Source organism: Haloferax sp. ATB1 (genome assembly GCF_000730175.1).
In genome coordinates, this window is record NZ_JPES01000033.1 from 17,827 (window position 1) to 38,224 (window position 20,398).

16 protein-coding genes and 3 pseudogenes are annotated in these 20,398 nt (G+C 62.1%); 3 read left to right on the forward strand and 16 right to left on the reverse strand.

The window, feature by feature from the left end:
- Window positions 1-16 precede the first annotated feature (16 nt).
- The 7 genes and pseudogenes from ATB1_RS22315 to ATB1_RS05415 all read right to left on the reverse strand — a co-directional run bounded on the left by ATB1_RS22315 (window position 17) and on the right by ATB1_RS05415 (window position 6,145).
- The gene (locus tag ATB1_RS22315; RefSeq protein WP_241768071.1) at window positions 17-337 is read right to left on the reverse strand and encodes an IclR family transcriptional regulator; all 321 of its coding nucleotides are present in this window, start codon (window positions 335-337) and stop codon (window positions 17-19) included.
- Window positions 268-780: an IclR family transcriptional regulator gene (locus tag ATB1_RS05390; protein ID WP_198526045.1), complete on the reverse strand. Its 513-nt coding sequence runs from the start codon at window positions 778-780 to the stop codon at window positions 268-270. Before ATB1_RS05390 ends, ATB1_RS22315 begins: the two co-directional genes overlap by 70 nt.
- A gap of 340 nt (window positions 781-1,120) precedes the next feature.
- Window positions 1,121-2,568, reverse strand: a pseudogene (locus ATB1_RS05395) (aldehyde dehydrogenase family protein).
- Between the two features lie 124 nt (window positions 2,569-2,692).
- The gene (locus tag ATB1_RS05400; RefSeq protein WP_042662599.1) at window positions 2,693-3,139 is read right to left on the reverse strand and encodes a universal stress protein; all 447 of its coding nucleotides are present in this window, start codon (window positions 3,137-3,139) and stop codon (window positions 2,693-2,695) included.
- Window positions 3,140-3,198: 59 nt separating this feature from the next.
- Window positions 3,199-3,609 carry an EamA family transporter gene (locus tag ATB1_RS05405; protein ID WP_042662600.1) on the reverse strand — a complete coding sequence of 137 codons (411 nt, stop codon included), beginning with the start codon at window positions 3,607-3,609 and terminating at the stop codon, window positions 3,199-3,201.
- Window positions 3,610-3,951: 342 nt separating this feature from the next.
- Window positions 3,952-5,199, reverse strand: a complete 1,248-nt coding sequence (locus ATB1_RS05410) for a saccharopine dehydrogenase family protein (protein ID WP_082256282.1) — start codon at window positions 5,197-5,199, stop codon at window positions 3,952-3,954.
- A gap of 139 nt (window positions 5,200-5,338) precedes the next feature.
- Window positions 5,339-6,145, reverse strand: a complete 807-nt coding sequence (locus tag ATB1_RS05415) for an aldo/keto reductase (RefSeq protein WP_042662602.1) — start codon at window positions 6,143-6,145, stop codon at window positions 5,339-5,341.
- Window positions 6,146-6,268: 123 nt separating this feature from the next.
- Between ATB1_RS05415 and ATB1_RS05420 the strand changes: the two genes are divergently transcribed.
- Window positions 6,269-6,613: a hypothetical protein gene (locus tag ATB1_RS05420; RefSeq protein ID WP_042662603.1), complete on the forward strand. Its 345-nt coding sequence runs from the start codon at window positions 6,269-6,271 to the stop codon at window positions 6,611-6,613.
- Window positions 6,614-6,859: 246 nt separating this feature from the next.
- Window positions 6,860-7,900 (forward strand): annotated as a pseudogene (locus ATB1_RS20340) (MFS transporter); the annotation flags it as partial.
- Window positions 7,901-8,122: 222 nt separating this feature from the next.
- On the opposite strand, the pseudogene ATB1_RS05430 reads toward ATB1_RS20340, so the two are convergent.
- The 8 genes and pseudogenes from ATB1_RS05430 to ATB1_RS05465 all read right to left on the reverse strand — a co-directional run bounded on the left by ATB1_RS05430 (window position 8,123) and on the right by ATB1_RS05465 (window position 16,887).
- A pseudogene (locus ATB1_RS05430) lies at window positions 8,123-8,793 on the reverse strand (ABC transporter permease).
- Window positions 8,786-9,823 carry an ABC transporter ATP-binding protein gene (locus ATB1_RS05435; RefSeq protein ID WP_042662604.1) on the reverse strand — a complete coding sequence of 346 codons (1,038 nt, stop codon included), beginning with the start codon at window positions 9,821-9,823 and terminating at the stop codon, window positions 8,786-8,788. Before ATB1_RS05435 ends, ATB1_RS05430 begins: the two are co-directional and overlap by 8 nt.
- On the reverse strand, window positions 9,820-11,511 hold the full coding sequence (locus ATB1_RS20345) for a glycine betaine ABC transporter substrate-binding protein (RefSeq protein WP_082256283.1): 1,692 nt from the start codon (window positions 11,509-11,511) through the stop codon (window positions 9,820-9,822). The genes ATB1_RS05435 and ATB1_RS20345 overlap by 4 nt, the downstream gene beginning before the upstream one ends.
- Before the next feature lie 342 nt (window positions 11,512-11,853).
- On the reverse strand, window positions 11,854-12,540 hold the full coding sequence (locus ATB1_RS19770; RefSeq protein ID WP_052367767.1) for an RraA family protein: 687 nt from the start codon (window positions 12,538-12,540) through the stop codon (window positions 11,854-11,856).
- A gap of 50 nt (window positions 12,541-12,590) precedes the next feature.
- Window positions 12,591-12,989, reverse strand: a complete 399-nt coding sequence (locus ATB1_RS05450) for a Rieske (2Fe-2S) protein (RefSeq protein WP_042662605.1) — start codon at window positions 12,987-12,989, stop codon at window positions 12,591-12,593.
- Window positions 12,986-14,146, reverse strand: a complete 1,161-nt coding sequence (locus tag ATB1_RS05455; RefSeq protein ID WP_052367768.1) for an amidohydrolase family protein — start codon at window positions 14,144-14,146, stop codon at window positions 12,986-12,988. The genes ATB1_RS05450 and ATB1_RS05455 overlap by 4 nt, the downstream gene beginning before the upstream one ends.
- Window positions 14,147-14,251: 105 nt before the next feature.
- The gene (locus tag ATB1_RS05460; RefSeq protein ID WP_042662606.1) at window positions 14,252-15,028 is read right to left on the reverse strand and encodes an IclR family transcriptional regulator; all 777 of its coding nucleotides are present in this window, start codon (window positions 15,026-15,028) and stop codon (window positions 14,252-14,254) included.
- A 1,412-nt stretch (window positions 15,029-16,440) separates the two neighbouring features.
- Window positions 16,441-16,887 carry a universal stress protein gene (locus ATB1_RS05465; RefSeq protein ID WP_042662607.1) on the reverse strand — a complete coding sequence of 149 codons (447 nt, stop codon included), beginning with the start codon at window positions 16,885-16,887 and terminating at the stop codon, window positions 16,441-16,443.
- Between the two features lie 153 nt (window positions 16,888-17,040).
- Here ATB1_RS05465 and ATB1_RS05470 point away from each other — a divergent pair, with 153 nt between their 5' ends.
- Window positions 17,041-18,435: a GntP family permease gene (locus ATB1_RS05470; protein WP_042662608.1), complete on the forward strand. Its 1,395-nt coding sequence runs from the start codon at window positions 17,041-17,043 to the stop codon at window positions 18,433-18,435.
- Between the two features lie 211 nt (window positions 18,436-18,646).
- Here ATB1_RS05470 and ATB1_RS05475 read toward each other — a convergent pair whose 3' ends face one another.
- Window positions 18,647-20,074: a family 43 glycosylhydrolase gene (locus ATB1_RS05475; RefSeq protein WP_042662609.1), complete on the reverse strand. Its 1,428-nt coding sequence runs from the start codon at window positions 20,072-20,074 to the stop codon at window positions 18,647-18,649.
- Window positions 20,075-20,398: the final 324 nt, after the last annotated feature.

Genomic DNA, 20,398 nt, shown 5'->3' on the forward strand with positions numbered 1-20,398 from the left:
GAACTGAACCCCCGCGTCAGTAATCGCGGAGGTTCAACTCAATCCGGTTTCTGACCCGCTTGAGTCGCCTGGGAAGCTCCGTCGCCAACCGCTCACCGACGACCTCCGTCGCGGGCCCCGACGCGCTCAGCGCCCCGACGACTGCGTCATCGCCGTTCAGAACCGGAACCCCGACGCATCGCAGTCCCTGTCCGTACTCCTCGTTGTCTTCCGAGTATCCTCGGTCGCGTATCTCGGCTAACTCCGAGCGGAGCGTCTCGCGGTCAGTTATCGTGTTTTCAGACCGCTTCGGAAGGCCGTGTTGGTCGAGAATCGATTCGACCCGACGCTCCGGCAAGTGCGCGAGAATCGCCTTTCCAGTGGCGGTGCAATGTAGCTCGTGGACTTCGCGGCCCGCGTCGACAGGCGGATGCGGTCATCGCCTCTCGTCCGGTAGAGGTACACGCCCTTCCCCCGGTCCTCGACGCTGATGTTGACGAGTAGTCCGGTCTCCCGAGAGAGCTCGTCGGCGTGCGGCCGAGCGACCTCGTATATCTCCGTGTTCGTGCGGGCGCTCTCGCCGAGTTCCAGAAAACGGAGGCTGAGTTCGTAGCCCCGCTCGCCGTCAACCACGTAGCCGTGTTCGCGGAGCGTACTCAGATGGTTGTGAGCCGTGCTCTTCGAGACCCCCGCGTGAGTGGCCACGTCGCTGACGCTCGGGGCCGTCTGCGCTTCCAGCGCCTCAAGTATCGCCAGCAGCGTTTCGTCCGACCGTATCGGCCGGGTCGCTTTCTCGGTCATATGACTCCTCCCGCGTCCAGCCCATAGAATGTTTCCCAACCGATAATCGTTCAGCGTGGTCGAACGCTCGTTTGAAAAATTATGGACGCCTTTGGTGACGGTTTGTGACACCGCTGGTGGGCTGTTGTTTTGGTACGGATGCGTATTACAGATATATGCTTGTAATGTATCAGGCGGGTAAACGACCGCTCGGCAGGCACGAATCCGTTCGATGTCATAGAACGCCCCGTCGACGTCCCGTGGTCTCGTCGTGTTAGCACCCTGTCTAATACGGACGCGACGCTCTACGTGGTCGGGAAAAAACGGCGAAAAGTGCGGGGCGCGTGAACCCGGGACCGGCTCAGTAGTTGAGGTACACCGTCTTCGACGTCGTGAAGAAGTCGAGGCCAGCGTCACCCTGCTCGCGCCACGTCTCGCTCGACGACGACTTCATGCCGCCGAAGGCACGTGGAGTTCGAGACCAGTCGTCTTCTCGTTGACCTTGACGACGCCGGCTTCGACGTCGTCGGCGAACTGATGGGCCTCGCTGAGGTCTTGCGTGACGATACTGGCGGAGAGCCCGTATTTCGTGTCGTTGGCGAGCGTCACCGCTTCCTCGTAAGAACTCGCGGGGATGACACCCACGACCGGCCCGAAAATCTCTTCCTGTGCGATGCGCATCTCGCTGGAGACGTTCGAGAAGACCGTCGGCTCGACGAAGTAGCCCGACTCGTGGCGCGGTGCTTCGGGGACGGACCCACCGGTTTCGAGGGTCGCACCCTCCGAGACGCCGACGTCGACGTAGTCCAGCGTGCCTTCGAGCTCGGATTTACTGACGTGCGGCCCCATGTCGTAGCCGTCCAGCGCTGGTCCGATGCTGATGTCCTCCGCAGCGGCCACGAGTTCGTCGACGAACTCGTCGTAGACGTCTTCGTGGACGATAGCTCGGGACGCCGCAGTACAGGCCTGTCCGGTTCCGCCGAACGCGCCGTCGGAGACGATTTCCGCGGCGGTACTGACGTCGGCGCTCGGCATCACGACCGTCGGGTTCTTCCCGCCCATCTCAAGTTGGATGCGCTTGCCGTCCGCCGCGGCCGTCTCGCCGACCTGCTGTCCCACGACCGTGCTCCCGGTGAAGGAAATCGCGTCGATATCGTCGTGGGTCGTGAGCGTGCCGCCGACCTCGCTGCCCGAGCCGGTGATGACGTTGAGCACGCCGTCCGGAAGGCCGGCTTCGTCGAGGCACTTGGCCACTTCGTGTGCGACGGCGGGGGCTCGGGACGCGGGCTTGAGAACGACGGTGTTGCCGGTGACGAGCGCGGGCGCGAGCTTCCACGTCGGGATGGCGATGGGGTAGTTCCACGGCGTAATCAACCCGACCGTGCCCAGCGGCTCGGTCTTGGTTTCGAGGCGCGTGTCCTGTGAACTCGACGCTTTGACCTCGCCACCCAGGTCCAGCGCCTTCTCGGCGAAGTAGTACAGGATACCGACGGCCCGGCCGACTTCGCCCGTCGCCTCGGGGAGTGCTTTTCCTTCCTCCCGAGCGAGGAGTTCGGCGACCTCGTCGGACCGGGATTCGAGACGCGACGCGGCGCGGCGGAGAATCGCACCGCGCTCGGGCGCTGGGGTGTCTTCCCACGCCGCTTGAGCCGCGACCGCGGCATCGACCGCGTCTCGGGTGTCGTCGGCCGTCGACGACGGGAACTCGCCGATTACGTCGTCCGGGTCCGCGGGGTTCCGCACCTCGAACGTCTCGCCTGATTCAGAGCCTGTCCACTTGCCGTTACAGTAGTTATTGAACACCGGCATGTACTCTCATCCACAGAACCCTCATTATAATATCTGTCGGTCTCGTCAATACGGGCGCCGTCGCGGCCGTTCGCGGTCACCCTCTCTCACGGTCACGCCGGTGGTTTCGGAGTGGCGCGTACCGCTACTGGGAACTCGTTGGGACGTTGAGCACCGGTACTTCGGAACTGAGCATCACGCGCTGCGTGACGCTTCCGAACAGGGCCTTCCCCGTCGGCGACCTGCGTCGTCCCCCGACGACGATGTATCGGGTGTCGACGCCGTCGGCGTACGTCGTGATCTGTTCCGCCGGGTCGCCGACGCGGACGACGTTCTCGATCTCCGCTGTGTCGTGTTCGAGTTCTGCGTTCGCCGCCGCTCGCTCGATAATCTCGGCTCCGACGCGTCTGACTTCGCGGTTCTCGGTGACCGCCTGCCCCTCGACCTCCTTTTCGAGGGTGTCAACGAGATCCGTGCGCTGGAGCACGTGAAGCGAGTGAAGCGGTTCGCCGAGGTCCGCGGCGAGCGCCGATGCCCGCGCGAGAACGGTTGCTGCTCGGTTCGAGTCGTCGACTGCGGCTACGACCGTCATATCTCACGTATGAACGTCGGACAACAAATTTCCTTGGGAGGCGGTATGCTCCGCATCGCCTACTGTGCGAGCAGTATCACCGCGCCGACCGCCAGCGCGATACCCGCGATTTTGACCTGCCCGAGAGACTCCTCCAGAAAGACGACCGCGAGGAGGGTCGTCCCGAGGAGGTACATCCCGCTGATGCTCGTCGCGACGGCGGCGGAGCCCTGACTGAGCGCGAGGTAGTAGCTGATCGTTCCGAGTCCGAGGAACAGTCCTCCCGCGAGCGCGAACCCGATTCCTCTCGTGGAGACGACGACCGGGCCGCCGCGCCACAGGAGATACGAGGCGGCGGCCGTGAGCCCGGCGACGTACGTGTAGATGACGGCTTGCTCCGCCGGCAGTGACTTCGTTGCGACCTTGGCGAGAAACGCCCAGCCCGCGTAGAGCGCCATCGACCCGAACGCGAAGATAACTGTCTTCGACATAGCGTGCGTTACCCGTATATCAGGGACAATCGGTATTGGTTCTTCGGCTGTCCGTGACGGAACTCACCCCGGAAGAAAGCCTGCTCACGTCCCTCTCTCCCCCTCGCTCGGCCGGCGGCCGAGGAACGCGTCACTCGTCGGGTCAATCCGACCCCCGGGGGAGGTAGTACCCGCACGTTCTACAGACGAACTCGCTGTCGTGGTACGTCTCGACGGCGACGAGGGTTTCGTCGCAGTTTGGACATCGCATACGGGTCCACGTCGTATCGACAGTAGGTTAAATCTTTATACGACAAATGTCGAATTAAGAGGGACAGCGACCGATACTCTCGGCGCGTTCGCTTACGCGGACGTCGCGGCCTGCTTAGGCGGCGTCTGTTCTTCGGTCAGCTCGAAGCCGCGCGCTTCCATCATCTCGAAGTATCGGTCGGCGTCCATGCCGCTGGTCTCGGTCACGAAGATGCCGTCCTTGTTCACGGCACCCTCGGCCATGAGCTGAAGCGTCACCGACAGCGGCACGCCGACGTAGCAGCCGTACTCCCGCATCATCGAGATTTCGTTGCCGTCGAAGAACGGGAACGGCTGTTCGAAGTGGTAGACCGCGGTCCCCGCTTCTCCGCCCGCCGTCCCCGTGACCTCCGACGAGAGAATCGTCTGTGGCGTCCACTCCGTCTCGCTGGAGAGTTCCTCGGGTGCCCGCCACTCGGCGTCTCGCTGTCGGCCGGCGCGCTTGACCTGCGACTGGGCGACTTCGAGGGGGTCGACGGTCCCGCCTTCGACCTCGATGGGGTCGGCGTCGAACGCGTCCATCGCGTGGAGCGTCCGCTCGTATTCGGTCCACTCGTCGTGCCAGACGCCGCGGGTGATGATTCGGTCGACGTTCGTCTCTTGTGCGATGGGTGCCTTCGGGAACGTGATGGGTTCGGGATGGGAGATGACGTACGTCTCCTGTTCCCCGATGGGGTCGGGGAACTCGAACGTCCGCTCCTGAGAGAACGGCGGGAGGTCGTTGATGACCGCTCCGTCTTCCCAGCGGGCCCGCTCGTCGACGTTCGGGTCGTGTTCGTAGGTAACGGTGTCGGTGAGGCCGGCGGTCGTCTGGCTGAGGAGCCGCCACATCCCCCAGTAGAAGTTCACGTCCTCGACGTCGTCGAACTCGTCGCAGCCGACCATGCCGAGCGCGATCGTGCTGACGAGGCCGCCGTTCGCGAACCACAGCGAACAACCCGCCTCAGCGAACTCGTCGGACCGGCTGAGTACGGCGTCGAAGTCGAAGGCGTTCAGGTCGACACCGGTGAGGTCGCCGACCTCGACGATGGCGTCGAGGACGTTCTCTTCGAACTGGTACGGGAGTCCGTTCACCACGTACGCCGCGTCGTCGAGGACGCGGGCGATGTCGTCTGCGCTCGTCGCGTCCACGGGTTCGAACGTGACGCGGTCGTCGTCGATTAGTTCGACGAGCCGACGGGCGTTCTTCTCGTCAGCGTCCGCGACGACGATTTCGTCGAAGTCGCTGGTTCGGTACAGGTCGTACACGCAGGCGGAGGTCATCGCTCCGGAACCGCCAAGGACTACGGTCTTACCGCTCATAATACAGTAGGATATGCATGATTAACCGACTTAATTCTATGGGGTGTCGGATGGCCGCAGTCCGCGTCTCCTACGGACCGGAACCCGGCCCGCCCCCGTGAATCGGCGAAATCCGCCCGCTGGTCGTCTCGGAGGCCCGTTACACTTCTTCCCAGGGCATCGGCTCGTCGTGAATCATCAGACTCGACTCGCGCGTGACGGTCCGCTTCTCCTCGCTGATGGCGTCGATTTCGGCGATGTCCTCGGCTGCGAGTTCCAACTGTCGTGCGGCCCAGTTCTCCGCGACGTGTTCACCCGTCGCCTTCGGAATCGCCGCGACCCGGTCTTTGCTCAACAGCCAGGCCAAACTCACCTGTGTCGGCGTCGCGTCGTACTTGTCGGCGATATCGACGAGCATCGGTATCTCCAGCACTTCGCCCCCGACGAGCGGACGATACGCGACCAGCCAGTAGTCGTGTCGCTGGGCGTGTTCGAGCAGGTGCTGTTGCTGCAGGAGCGGGTGCATCTCGACCTGGTGAGCAAATAGGGGTGCGTCAAGGACCCCCATCGCCTCGTCGAGCATCGGTATCGAGTAATTGCTGAGACCGACGTTGTCGATGAGTCCCCGCTCGTGCAGTTCCGTGAACGCCGCCATCGTCTCTTCGACGTCGTAGGCCTTCAGCGGATAGTGGACGTACAGTAGGTCGATCGTCTCGACGCCGAGCGCGTCCAGGCTCTCTTTCGTGCTTTCGAGTACGCGGTCGTGGCTGAGATTGCTCGGCCGCACCTTCGTCGCGACGAACACCTCTTCGCGCGGAACGTCCGACTGTCGGATGGCTTCGCCGACGTATTCCTCCGTACCGTACTGCTGTGCGGTGTCTACGTATCGATACCCCTCGTCGAGCGCGGTGAGAACGCTGTCGACGCATCGCTGTCGCTGGTCCGGGTACCAGGTTCCGATACCCATCCCAAACGTGCTACTATGACTCACGACACCAACTACCAACGAGCGAGGTATAACGCTTTGCCCCTCGGAAGCGGCCTCGGACCGAGGCGAAGTTTCTTTGCGGTCGCTCGACCAGTGATACGTATGACCGATAACTCCGACACTGACCGGCCTGACGACGTTCCGCCGTGGTGGGACGACAACGTGGAGATTCGCGAGGAGCTCGACCTCCCGGGCTACGACGCACCGAAGTTCGAAGACGACGTCTACGTCCACACGGTCGTCGAGGAACTCGAAGCGAGCCACGGCTGCAACATCCGACTCGTCGACCCGTCGCCGTCGAAACTGAGCACGTGGCAGATACGGCTCGACGGCGAGCCAATCGAGTCGGTCTACCGGTCGCGCGACAGTAGCGCGAACACCGTCTTCTCTATCACGTCGTCGTCGTTCAGATCGCTCGTCGAGGACGCGGTCGCCGAGCGAGAGTGACCGCGCGTCTCACTCGGCAATTTTAATTGCCAGCGCCGCGGACCGGGACATAACGCGCTGCAAGCAGCGCCCGAGACGGTCGCCCGTCTCGTCACGCTCCGGGTGGAGTTCCTACCGCGGCGCGGACCGCCTCCCCGACCGTGCGAGCAGTTCGCTTCCCGCCCCCGACGACGACGACCGAGACTCACCGATGACGACCGAGACTCACCCGACGACTCACCCAGACACCATGACACTCCCACACCAATGCTAGAGACGTTTCGCGGTTACAACGGCGGACAACTGAACCTCCACGCGCTCGGCATCGTCGTATCGCTCTCCGGTCTCCTCGTCGTCGCACCGATGCTCCCGGAGATAATCGACTACTTCGGGGTCAGCGCGGCCGAGGCCGGCGTGTCCATCTCGTTCATGTGGGCGTGCAACGCCGCCGCGCAGTTCCCCGGCGGTCGGTACTCCGACCGCCTCTCGGCCGGCGTCGTGTTGCTCGGCAGCCAAGGCGTGATGATTCTCGGGTTCCTCGTCTTGGCGGTGGCGACGACGTTCCCGGTGTTCGTCGCGGGACTCGGACTCATCGGCGCGGGATACGGGCTGTTCGAACCCGCCGGATTCGTCCTGCTGCAGACTCACTTCGAGGAGAACCGCGGGCGCGCTTTCGGTATCCGAGACGCGGCCGTCAACCTCGGAAGCGCGCTGTCGGCGGTGCTCGCGGTCGCCATCGTCGGGACGTTCTCGTGGCGAGACGCGTTCGTTCCGGTGGTCGTATTGCTGGCGCTCGTCGGGGCCGGCACGCACAGACACAACCGCGGCGAGTACGCCGTCTCGCGCGTGGCGCTCGACCCCAAAGCGGTGTGCTCTCGGCTCTTTCGGGAGCGCGAGACGTACGCCGTCCTCGTCGTCATGTCCGTCTCGATGTTCCTCTGGCAGGGCAGCGCGAGTTTCCTCCCGGCGTATCTGCAGGCGGTGAAGTCCTTCTCGTCGTTCGAGGCGACGGTCGCCTTCGCGAGCATGTTCGTCGTCGGCATGGTGGTTACGCCCGTCGCCGGCGCGCTCAGCGACGCGTGGTCTCCCACCGGGATGGGCGTCGCCGCGATGGGATTCGGTGTCGTCGGGCTCTCGACGCTCGTACTCGTCGACTCCCCCGTCGGCGTCGGGGTCGGACTCGTCGCCTACGCCGTCGCCATCACCGCCATCTGGCCGGTCATGTACGTCTATCTCAGCGACGTGCTGGCGACGGAGACGATCGGCGGCGACCTCGGCGTCCTCAGAACGGTGTACTTCGCCGTCGCAGTCTCGGCCCCGCGTACATCGGGACCGCCGCCACGCGACTGGGCTACACGTCGGCGTTCGCGAGCCTGCTCGTCGGCTTCGGGCTCGCGGCGATACCGCTGGTGTGGCTCGGGCGACGCTGATTCGAACGGCTCGTCGGCTTTGCGTGTCGCTGCCAACGATGCGGTGACAAGAGGGTACGAGGGGCAACCGTCTCGGGGGACTCGATTGGCGGCTGTCGGTTCAGGCTTCCGCGGCCGGACCGCCGCTTTGCGTGGTCTGCGTGTCGAGGTTCCGCTCGGCGACGCCGAGAATGGTGTCGAGCGAAATCGCCAACACCGCGCCGGGAATCGCGCCGGCGAGAATCTGCGGCGTGTTGAACAGTTGGATGCCGGTGACGACCCAGTCGCCGAGTCCCCCGGCACCGATGAAGATGGCGAGGTACGCCGTTCCGACGTTCATCACGGTGCTGGTCCTGATGCCGGCGAAGATGACTGGGACGGCAACGGGAGTTGGATCTGACGGAGGATTTCGCGGTCGGTCATGCCCATCCCTTCCGCCGCTCGGATGGTTCCCTCGTCGACGTCCTCGATGCCGGCGATGGTGTTCGTGATGATGGGCAACAGCGCGTACACCCACATCGCGAGCAACGCCGAGTTGAAGCCGATGCCGACGAACGGGAAGACGAGCGCGATGACGGCCAGCGGTGGGACCGTCTGGGAGACGTTCCCCGACGACAGGACCCACGTCTTCGCTCGCTCGTTTCGCGTCGCGAGGATGCCTGCCGTCACCGCGACGACTATCGCACCGACCTGCGCGACGAGCACCAAGATGAGATGCTCGCGCAGCAGGTCGACGAACGTGTCGAAGTTGTTGAGCAGGTAGTTCGTCGCCTCGACGAGCAGGTTACTCATGCGTGAGTTCCTCCCGCGTTGGTCCGTTACTGTGGCGGAGGTGTTCGAGGGTCACCGTCCCGACGACGCTGTCGTCTCGGACGACCGCGAGGTCGTCGCAGTCGGATTCGAGCAGCACCGACAGCGCCGTCTCGGCGCTTTGCCCGGCGGTGACGTACGGCGGCGTTCCCGCGCCGTCCGCCGCGGCGGCTTCGAATTCCGGCCGCTCCCGAGCCAGTTCGGAGACGGACTTCCCCACGAGCGAGTCGTCCGCGTCCATGACGTCTTCGACCGGTAGCACCTGCAGTTTCTTCAGGCCGCGGTTCGACCCGATGAAGTCCTCGACGAACTCGTTCGCCGGGTCCTGGAGGATGTTCTCGGGCGTGTCGTACTGGACGACTTCGCCCACGTCGTAAATCGCGATTTTGTCCCCCATCTTCAGCGCCTCGTCGATGTCGTGGGTGACGAACAGAATCGTGGTGTTGATCTGCTCTTGAATCTCGAGGAACTCGTCTTGGAGGTTGTCGCGGGTGATGGGGTCGAGCGCCCCGAACGGCTCGTCCATCAACATCAGGTCCGGGTCGGCCGCGAGGGCACGGGCGACGCCGACGCGCTGTCGCTGGCCGCCGGACAGTTCCCGGGGGTAGTTCTCCCGGTACTGATCCGGCGGGAGGTCCATGAGCGACAGGAGTTCGTCGACCCGGCTCTCGATGCGGTCTTCGTCCCAGTCTTTCAGCCGCGGGACCGTTCCCACGTTCTCCGCGACGGTCATGTGGTCGAACAGGCCGATGTCTTGGATGACGTAGCCGATGCTTCGCCGGAGACTCGTCTTCTCTACATTCTGTACGTTTTCGCCTTCGAACCGAACCGTCCCATCGGTCGGGTCTTCGAGGCGGTTGACGAGTTTCATCGTGGTCGTCTTGCCACAGCCGGATGGCCCGACGAGAACAGTCGTTGTCCCAGCTTCGACGCTGAAACTCACACCGTCGAGCGCCACCGTCTGCCCGTACTCTTTCCGAACGTTTTCGAACTCGATTGCGTGTTGACTCATGAGAGTATCCTCCAGATTGCGCGGGTCGGTCGTGCTTGGTCTATCCGCTCTCCGTTACGAAGTCTGAACAGTTGCTCGCTGACCGCGAAGCAGTAATCGAACGCCAGCGTCAGCACCACCAGCACGACGGTCGTGACGACGATCATCGGGATGTTGCGCTCGCGGATTCCTTGGAAGATGAAATCCCCCAACCCGCCGGCTCCGACGAACGCTCCGATGGCGGCGACGCCGATGATGATGACGACGGCGTTTCGCAGTCCGGTCATGATGACCGGGAGCGCCATCGGAACCTGAATCCGCCGAAGGCGCTCGATACGGGTCATGCCCAGTCCCCGACCGGATTGGATGACCGCGTCGTCGACGCCGTTGAGCCCGACGTACGTGTTCCTGACGAGTGGAAGCTGCGAGTACAACACCAGCGAGACGATGACCGGCGGTTCCCCGATTCCGAAGACGGGGATGAGCAGACCGAACAACGCGATGCTCGGCACCGTCATGGCGACGCCGGCGAGCCAGAGAACGACCGTGGCCGCTGTGTCGTTGAACGTTATCAGGACACCGAGAGAGATACCGATGGGTATCGCGAGCAGCATCGAGATAGCGATGATATCGATGTGCTCCAGCGTCAACACGAGCAGGTCGCCGGCGTACCGGGAGACGAACGACTGGTACGCTCCGAGTGTGGAGTTCAACGTCACCGACGTGAGGACGGTGAGGACCGCTTCGAGGGATGTCGTCGATGGCATGTCAGATGAGCCTTCGGAGCTCAGGTGGTCGCGAGCGATGCTCGCCGGGTCCTTGTCTTCTTCGCTGGCCTCAAGCGCCATCTGCTGCATCTTCTCGGTGGTGACGCTCGGTGCCACCTCGTCCAGCGTCTCTTTGACGGCGGGATTGCTGTCGATGGCGTCCTGCTGTATCATGGGGACGATCCAGTACTTCGAGAAGTGACCCTTGTCGTCGTGGAGGATGCGCAGGTCGTACTTGTATATCTGCGGCTGCGTCTGCCAGCCCGAGGTCGCGACGGCCTGGCCGTCGTTGAGAATCTGGTAGTTCAGGCCGCCGTATCCGACCTTCCGCAGTTTCACCTCGTCCCACGCGGACTGCTCGATGCCGTAGTCTTCGATGAGGGCGGGCAACCCGTCCTCTCGTTCCGCGTATTCCGTGTAGGACACGAACGTCATGTCCGTGTTCCCGTCGTTGACGTACGAGGCGAAGTCGCTGATCGTTTCGATACCGTGTTCGCTCGCCCAATCGGGGCGGGCGACGATGGTCCACGACGCGTCGGCCCCGGTGGGCTCCGTCAGCGTCAGTCCCCACTCTTCTTCGGCGGCGCTCTTCGACTCGCTGTATATCTGCTCCCCGTCGGGGATGACGTTCGACTTCCCGAGAATCTGGTGCCAGAGCGTCCCGGTGTACGTCCAGTAACAATCGATTTCGTCGTTCTTGAGCGCGTTGAAACACTGGGAGGTCCCGCCGAGTCCCGTCTCGTCGTTGACCGTCAGGTCGGTGTTTTCCCGGAGGGCGGCAATCGCCATGTGCCCGAGAATCTCCTGTTCCGCGAACTGCTTCGAACCGATAGTGATACTGTCGCCGCTACCGCCGCCGTCTACGATACTGGAACAGCCCGCCATGCTTGCGATACCGATTGCTCCCGCTGACTGAAGGAACGCTCTCCTACTGTTGTGCATGATTCATCCTGATGAACTGGGTCGGAGATATTTATAATTTATCCTCAGACAGTTTTTGCCGCCCGAACTGGGCGAATCCTGCGCGTCTTAGATGATGTACGCACGCGCATCCAGAAATAGCAGCTAAGCAACATGAATATCCGCTCTCGCTCCCCGTCCAGCGGATCGGAGCAGCGCCGGACGACCTCGGGAGCCGGTCTCGCGGGAGCGGGTTCGCTCACGACCGCAATTCCGTCTCTCCGAGCGACTGAGCAGCGTGCTGCTCCGTGCTCACCCATTCGGGGTTGCGCCGTCGTCCTTCGCAGGTTGTTATGGGACGCTCCGCTGTCGTCTCGAAAACGCCTAGAACGTCTCGTGTTCCTCGTAGGCGTCGAACGCCCCGACGCCGTCTTCGAGGGCGGCCCGAACCGCGTCTTCGGACGACGCCATCTCGTGGGCGTCGTCGGCGACGTCCTCGGCGATTTCCTGGGGAACGACGACGACGCCGTCGCCGTCGCCGACGACGATGTCCCCGGGCGAGACCTGAACGCCGCCGACGACGGCATCGACTCCCCAGTCGAGCAATTCCCAGCGGAAGATACAGTCTACGGGGGTCGTGTATCGATTGAACACGGGGAAGCCGCGCTCTCGGATGACGCTCGTGTCGCGGACGCCGCCGTCGATGACGGCACCGGCCACGCCCGACGGTTGGAGTGAGGTCACCTCCAACTCACCGAGATGGGCCGAGTTCGTGTCGTTGGTGTCGTAGATCATGACGCCGTCTTTGGGGACGTCCTCGTGCATTTCGAGGAAGCGCTTGAGCACCTCGTCGGCGTTGACGCTTCGGTTCGGTCGACCGACGATGGGGAATGCGCTTCCGATCACGGTCATGCCGTCGTCGAGCGGCGTGATTTCGGGGTCGAGCGTCTGCTCTTCGTACCCGTACTCGTGCATTACGTCCGCCACCGCCGGCGTGTACAGGTCTTCGTATTTGGCGAGCAGTTCCTCGTCGACTTCTCGTTCTCTCTCTGAGGTGGATTGGTTGATCATCGGTTTGGGTTGGTATGGTGTGGTTGGTGGGTGTGGTGTTCGGATAGCGATTACAGCGTGACGACGACGTAGCCGGACTCGTTGCGAACGGGAATAGACCGGAGTTTACAGCCGTCGTCGACGAGGCAGTCACCGGTCGTAGCGTCGAACTCCCAGCCGTGCCACGGACAGCTGAGAATCTCTCCTTCTCGGCACCACTCGAGTTCGGTCGTGAGCGTGTCCCGGTCGTGTTCCGCTTCGACGGTTCCGCTCACCCTGCCTTCACAGAGCGGGCCGCCCTGGTGAGCACACCAGTTCGGGTAGGCGTACAGCTCGCCGTCGATGTTGAAGACGCCGATCTCTTTTCCATTCAGGAGCGCGATGACGCGCTCACCGTCGGTGAGTTCATCGGACCGCGCGACGACGTGCTCGTCGTCGTCGAGCGGCAGATTCTGTGCATTCTGGCTCATGAGACGTCGATGTCGAAGACTTCTGCCGAGTTTCCGTACAACACCTTGTTACGGTCTTCCTCGGAGAAGTTGCCGAGGTACTTCAGCAGCGCTTCCGTGTTGTCGATGTCGAAGTGGGGGTGGTCCGTCGCGAACATGAGCACGTCGCCACCCCACATCTCGACGAGCTGTTTCATCATGACGGGGTCGTTCGGCTCGTCGAGCGGTTGCGTGGCGAAATAGAACTGGTCGCGAACGTACTCCTCCGGCGTCTTCTCCAGCAGCGGGACCTCGCTCCGGCGCTGCTTGTACTCCCGGTTCAGACGGAAGATGAGCGAGAGCCACGCGATGCCAGCCTCCTGGAACACGAAGTCGACGTCGGGGAACTTCGCCGGTGTCCCGTTCTCGAAGAGACTCGTCAGCGTCAGGAACTGAGAGTAGACGTGTGCGAGCGCGTGGTTCGCCATGTACGTCTGTAGTTCGTGCTGGAGCGTGGGGAAGTCGAGAGCGAGCCCCGGAGCGGCCGCCCCGTGGAAGACGACGGGGAGGTCGTTGTCCTCGGCCGCACGGTAAATCGGGTCGTACTTCTCGTCGCCGAGTGGCGTCTTCGTCCCCGTCGAGTTCAGGAACACGCCGCAGATCTGGTCCTCCTTGGCGAAGCGGTCGATCTCCTCTGCGGCGGCCGACGGGTCGTGTGGGACGACCGACGCCAGGCCGTAGATGTTGTCGTGGCCGTCGAGGAAGCGCTCGACGAGCACCTTGTTTGCAGCCTCGTTGATTGCCACCGCCTTGTCCGTCTGCCGAACCATGTTGAGCTCCGGCAGCATATTGACGATGGGATAGTCGACGTGGAACTCCTTCGAAAGGATATCGTCGATGTCCTCTTTCGGCTCCGTCACCTGCATTAGCTCTGTCGGGAGCTTCCCACTCAGGTCACGGTTGTAATTGTCCGTCGGGTACATCCCATCGTACGAGGACGTCCCCGGCTGAAGGTAGTACTCGATTTCCCGCTTGTACGGGTCGTCGAGGTGTTTCAGTAGGTCCCGCTGGATTTCCTCGTTTCTGAAGGACGTGTGAACGTCCATGTCGATGACCGGCACTTCCTTGAGCTGGTCTGCGAGGGGGTTTGACCTGGCTTGCTCACTACGTTCGGCGAGTCGCTTGCTTTGGTCAGCCATACGGTTCCAATGTTGGATACAATCGTTATAAATGTTCTCCTCAGACAGCGAACCAGAGATGCCCCGAAACATTTTGTCACACGAAACGGGTTCGGTTCCGAGCGGTTAGTACGTTCCCTCGGTCCGCGTGATGTTGAGGCTGATAACGTTTGCCGCGCTTTTGACGGCTTCTGCGAGCGTTTCGCGGTAGTACTCCCCGGTGAATTTCATCGCCGGCCCGGAGACGCTGATTGCGCCGAGCGCGCGGTCGTCCTTGTCGAGAATCGGGGAGGCGACGCATCGAAGCCCCTTCTCGTACTCCTCAAGGTCCAACGCGAGTTGGCGTTCGCGAACTGTTTCGAGGCTTTCTTCGAGTTCCGCGCGGTCCGTGATGGTGTTTTGGGTGTATCTCGTCAGGCCGTGGACGTCCTCGAATTCGTCTAACACCGACTCCGGCGAAAAGGCGAGTATCGCCTTTCCGGTCGCGGAGCAGTGGAGGTCGTGGTACTCGCCGGCGGCTGTCGAAAACCGCACTTCTTGCTCGCTCTGAGTTCGGTAGAGATAGACGCCACGGGCGTGTTCTACGGTCGATAAGTTGGTCAGCTCTCCTGTTTCGTTGGCGACTTTGTCCGCTTCCGGGCGACCGAACGAGAACAGCGGCCCGCGGTTTCGTGCGACCTCCCCCAGTTTGAGGAACCGTAGCCCCAGGTAGTACCGGTCTCCGTCTTTAACGATGAATCCCTGCTGACGGAGCGTACTGAGGTGATTGTGGACCGTGCTTTTCGTGATTCCCGTCTCGTCGGCGATGTCTTGGATGCGCCCTCCGCCCAGCTCGTCCAGTCCGTTGAGGATTTCGAGCAATGTCAAATCGGAGTTGATGGGATTCTTGGCTTTGTGTGGCATATGCTAGCGTTAGTTTCGTGCGGACTTTACTGTTTCGCATCACGAAATATGACGCATCGTGTTCTGAGACACCAGTTCAAACCACGCTTGGGCGCGGTTGTGTTCGTCCTCAGACGAGCAATCTAACCGGAGACCGGTTCGGGGCTTTTGTGGATCACCCCGTCTGCCAACCGCGGCCGTTTCATATCACGAAACGCAAGGTCGCTATCCACTCTCGACACCTCCGATGAGCGCTGTCGAGCCGAAGTCGCGTGACGAGTTACTGCCGCGGTGGATAGTCGCGCGGCCACCCGCAGTAGCCGAGACACAGATTACATTAGTACTGGTGTAATCTTCTGACCGCTATTTATCTCGCGACACGTCCTGAACTGGCCGGATAACATGGCACGAGACGTTCACGGGTCGTTGCGTGATTCCTGGTGTCGGCTCGTTCGGACGAGTTTGCCGTCAACCCGGCCGCTGCGTACCATTATCTGCACTCGATCAGTGCGATTCTCACTAGCGCACCGAAATTCGCGAACATGTCCGAAATGTATCACTGTCTAGTTAAGTCAGTTTGAGAAGCGAGCAGGTCGTTGAGTTTGCTTGGGACAACGCTCGCAGACCTACTCAGCGAGCGCTTTGCAGCGGATTTAGAAGAGACTTGGGAGCGTGAGCGGACGGCGACGCGACGAGACGCGCAGCGTCTCGTTTGCCCACCAGAAATCAAAGATTTCTGGGGACGTCCCAAACTCGCAGAGCGAGTTTGTGGGCTCGAAAGACGCCTGTCGGTCAGTTTCTCGGTGGGTGTACGCGTTCTGGGGGGTCACAACACGCCGACTCGCGGTATCTCGACTGTTCTTCCTCTCAGAACAACTATCCGCGGTTCGATACGAGTACGGCACCCCACAGAGCGGGGCTCTGCTCCCACCCGTGACCCTTTGTCCGAGGCCACGAGTTAGCGCGTGGCCGAAACCGGTCTCTGTAGCGCCTTATTCGCGACTCCACCATCTCTGAGATGAATCACCAAGCGAGCTCGCCGTTCGTGGGGGGCGCGCCGATAGGTGCGGTCGGAGAACCCGATGTATTCTGTCTTCCTGCGCGTATTGGAACTCTCGACGCAGCGCTCTCATCAGCGCCTAAAATATCGATATTCGGATGAAATCAGTCCAGTAAATTACATACACAATTATGTAAGGCTTACCTGTGTGCGGCCGATGAAAATTCTCAGATAGCAAACGAGGAGTTGGCAACCGACGCCGCTAGTCGAGGGGTCGCTTTCAATTTCGCGTGAGTCGGCTAGAGGTGGTCTCGAAGGAGAACAGAATCGACGGTGACCCGTGTGCTCACGTGTACTTCACCAACCGAACAGTCCGTGGTTGAGTTCTCTCGCCGGGCAAGCGATACTTACTGACGACTCCGGGAGACGAGGTTCACCGAGTAGTGACGGTGACGAATCCGTCGAACTCAAGGATGACTCGCTGCGTGGTGTCACCGAAGATAGCCTTACCCGCCGGCGACCGTTGACGTCCGGAGAGGAAGATATGGTCGCACTCGTTTTCGACTGCCGTATCGAGTACTTCGGCGGCCTTGTCGCCGAGGGACCCGACCGCCCGGTACTCCACCTCGAAATCAGCGAGCACTTCGCGTCCGAGGTCGCGAGCGAACTTCGTCGCCCCCTCTCGCGCGTCGTCGTGTGTGTAACTCCTCGAAGCGCTCAGGAGCGTCTCCATCGTCCCGCGTCGAGCTTTGTACTCGTCTTCCGTCGTCACGTGGATGAGGACCATTTCGGCATCCATCTGTTCGGCCACCGAACCGGCCTCGCGGACGACCTTCTTCGAGGTCTCCGATGGGTCTACGACGGCTAGGACTCGTTCCATACCTCCTACACGTGGGTCTTCTTTGAAGAAACCACGGGCAGCGACTTCGCAGATTGTCTCAGGGAACGATATATTTCCCCGAACAGTACACATAATCAAGCAGTGGCACATAGTAACAATTATTAACTAACATGATTGATCGGAAGACGGATCATGACGGTGGAGTTCGTCCATAGTCCGCTACTTACGTTCGTAGCCGGGCTCATACTAGTTGTACTGTTCCTCGTCGTGTGGGACCTCCCCGCGTTCGTGGGGTTAGGACTCGCCGCGTTCTCCGTCGGCATCGTCAACTCGGTGTTCGTCTCGGACTTCGCGCTCGTCGATGCGGCGACGAGAACGGCAGCGGCGTTCGGAAACGGGATGGAAGGTATCGGCATTCCGATCCTCATGGCGGCAATCATCGGCAAGTCGATGCTCGAAAGTGGGTCCGCTCAACGTATCGTGCGGACGTTCCAATCGCTCGTCGGGAGGGAGAACTCGGAATTTGCGCTGTGGGGGAGCAGCACGGTCCTCTCGATTCCGGTGTTCTTCGACAGCGTCCTGTTCCTTTTGGCTCCGCTCGCACGCTCGATGCGTGCACGCCGCGGAAAGAACTACGCGTTGTACCTCATCGCCGTGGGCGCCGGCGGCTCTGCGGCGCACGTGTTCATTCCACCGACTCCGGGACCGCTGGCAGTCGCTAGTCAAGTGCACGCCGACCTCGCCATGACGATGGCTGTCGGCGTGGCCGTCGCGATTCCCTCGGCGACGATGTCCGGGCTCGTCTTCGGCCATTGGGCCAACGCTCGGATGGAGATTCCGCTGCGAGACTCGATGGGGACGACGACCGAAGAACTCGAAGAACGGGCACAGCAGAGCAGTAGCTCGCTTCCGGGGACGTTCGAGGCCGCGCTCCCGATAATCCTCGCGGTCGCGTTAGTGAGCTCGCTTACGATTCTCAACACGCTCGAACCGCTCTATCCGTCTCTCGCGGTCGTCAGACCAGGAATCGCATTCGTCGGAGACAAGAACGTCGCCATGACGCTTGCTGGGCTTACAGCGGCGCTCACGTACCTTCGCTGGTCTGACCTCTCGCGTTCGCTGTGGGAAGACGAGCTTACTGAGGCACTCAAGAGCGGTGGGAACATCGCTGCAATCACCGCGATGGGTGGCGCGTTCGGTGCGCTGCTCGCTGCGTCGGGAATCGGTCCGTACATCGCCGATAGCCTCCGCGGGATTGGCATCGGACTGCTGGTGACCGCGTGGCTTATCGCCGCTATCGTCCGCATCGCACAGGGGTCAGCAACGGCCGCGATGCTGACGACCGCGGGTATCATGGCACCGCTGACGAGCCAGCTCAACGTACACACCGCATACCTCGTTATGGCAATCGGCTCGGGCGGCATCATCTGTTCGTGGTACAACGACTCCGGTTTCTGGCTGATGAAGGAAATCGGCGGTCTGACGCAGATGGAGACGTTGAAAACGTGGACGGCGCTGACGACGATTATCTCGGTCACGGGAATCGCTTCGGTGCTCGTCTTCTCGACTATCGTTCCGCTCGCGTGAATTTCGGCCGTCGAAACCGAGTGTCAAACGGAAGTGATGCACGCACCGAGACCACAACCGCGTAATCTCTGGGTGTCTTTTTCCTCCGTCGCTCGGCAGTGAGCCGCTGTGGACTCCGGAGATGCACGGCGTCGGCGCGTCGTTCGTCACCAGCCACCTGCTGTACGTCGCCGGCGGCGACGCCGTGCCGTAGGTCCGGTCGGTCGCTCGGTCAGACCGAGGTGAACGTCCACCGCTGGTGTGAACCGCCGTTGTCGCTCCACTGCTGGACGTTGTCGCCGTCGGCGGTGCCCGCGTTCGCCACCTCGGCGAGCAGCCCGCTGTTCGCGTTGACGAGGCGGTACTCACCGCCGCCCGCGTCTTCGATAGTCCAGGCCTGAGTCGGGTGGGTGGTGTTGCTGTACTGCTGAATGTTGTCACCCTCTGCCGTGCCGGCGCTCGCAACCTCCAGCCAGAGGCCGCTGTTGACGTTCGTGATCGCGTAGGTGCCGTCGCCGTTCGCCGTGACGTCCCAGTCTTGACACGCGCTCCCGGTGTCGGCGTACTGGCGCACGTTGTCGCCGTCGGCCGTTCCGGCGTTGGCTACTTCGAGCAGTTTGCCGCTGTTGACGTTCGTGATCGCGTAGGTACCGTCCGAAATGGGACCGCTTTCACAGCCCGAGGGCTCGCCGGGGACGGGGGCCTCGCTGCTCGGTACGCCGTTGCAGGCGATGACCGGCCAGTCGTTGTTGTCCCACTCGATGCGGTCTTGCATCATGTAGCGCGTCTCGTCGTCGGCGGTCGCCTCCACGTGGTAGAAACACCACCAGTCGCCGTCGGGGCCCCGGAAGACGTCGTTGTGGCCCGGGCCGGTGAACTCGCTGTTGCCCTCCAGAATCGGGACGCCCTGGTGGGTCTCCGTGAGGTCCCGCAGGTCCGTGCCGTTCTGGTTGTAGTACGGTCCCGTGAACGACGTCGCGCGGCCGCATTCGAGGCGGTAGGTGCTGTCGTACCCCTCACAGCACTGCCCCGAGGAGTAAAAGAGGTACCAGTACCCGTTGTCTTGGAGCATCACCGGCCCCTCGATCATCTGACCCGCCATCTGGAACTCGGTGCCGGGGACGATATCGTCCATCGCGCCGTTCATCTGGACGGCGTAGATGCCTTCGTAACTGCCCCAAACTAGCCAGGGTTGCCCGTCGACGATTACCGTGTCCGCGTCGATGCAGTTCGTCAGGTCGAGGTCGCCGCTCTCGATGACCGGTCCCTGGTCGGTGAAGGGACCGTCGGGTGTGTCCGAGGTGGCCAGGCCGATTCCGGCGTTGTCGCTCCCCCAGACCGACAGCGAGTAGTAGAGGTGGTACTGGCCGTCGTGGTATCGGATATCCGGTGCCCAGCAGCCCGGGTCCGATTCCGTGGGGTGCCAGCCCGGCGTCTCCGTGAGCGCCGGCGCGATGTACGACCAGTTGTACATGTCCGTCGACTCCGCGATGGGGATGATGTCTTGGGGCGTCTCCGTTCCGTAGGCGTAGTAGGTCCCGTTGTCCTCGATGATCGACACGTCGCCGAAACCGATCGGCCCGACCGGGTTGTGGTAGTGCGTGGAACTCTCGTCCGCACTGGCCGTCCCGCTCAGTCCGAGGCCGCCGACGGTCGCCACCGCACCCGCGCCGAGCGATTTGAGTACTGTCCGTCTATCGATATTGTTGCTGCCATGACGTTTAGTCATGTCTCCTAGCGTACAGATGGTGGGTATATAATGCTTGTTGGTAACAATTGTGACGGCTCGGTCAGCGCCGCGGTGAGAAGACCGATTGACAGGCTGAACAGCAGACCGAATAACAGACCGAACTGCAGTTGAGAGAAGCAGCGAACGGTATCGAGTTGAACAGCCGGGGATACCGACACGACTGTTTGCTCTGCGACGCTCGGGTCGACTCCTGAATCCGGTTCGGTTCTCAGTGCCGAGTTTGCAACGTTTCCC